The organism is Dyella japonica DSM 16301, assembly GCF_001010355.1.
GTDB classification, from domain to species: Bacteria; Pseudomonadota; Gammaproteobacteria; order Xanthomonadales; family Rhodanobacteraceae; genus Dyella; species Dyella japonica.
In genome coordinates this window covers 1-329 of sequence record NZ_JPLA01000133.1, presented here as the reverse complement: position 1 = coordinate 329, position 329 = coordinate 1, and the positions used below count along the sequence as shown (strand labels likewise).

General features: G+C 42.2%; 1 protein-coding gene. It reads left to right on the top strand.

All coding sequences use genetic code 11. The features are described 5' to 3' along the window. Nucleotides 1–329 (top strand): hypothetical protein (locus Y882_RS20610; RefSeq protein WP_211259231.1); only part of this gene is annotated, 329 nt, incomplete at both ends.

Sequence of the window (329 nt, the reverse complement as noted above, 5' to 3'; positions counted from 1 at the left end):
GGTAGAAGGCTTTGCTCAGGCTAACAGGGACTTTGATGCTTACCAGGAATGGAGGAAATCTCGCAGTGGTAATAGGGATATTCCCATAGGGAAGCCTCCTAAAAGACCCGTATATCCAACAATACCTTCTAAATCCATTAATATTCGTTCTAACGGTGGATACCGTTACAACATGACTATTAGTTGGAACTTCATTGAAGAATCAGTTGGTTCAGGTAAAGCATTCTCTGGAGCCAAGAAAGGGCAGCTCAAGTTTGCTTATGAAGGTACTGTAGTCCTTATGCAGAAAGCCGTTATGTACTCTGAAAAGGGTAATGACAAAGTTGGGT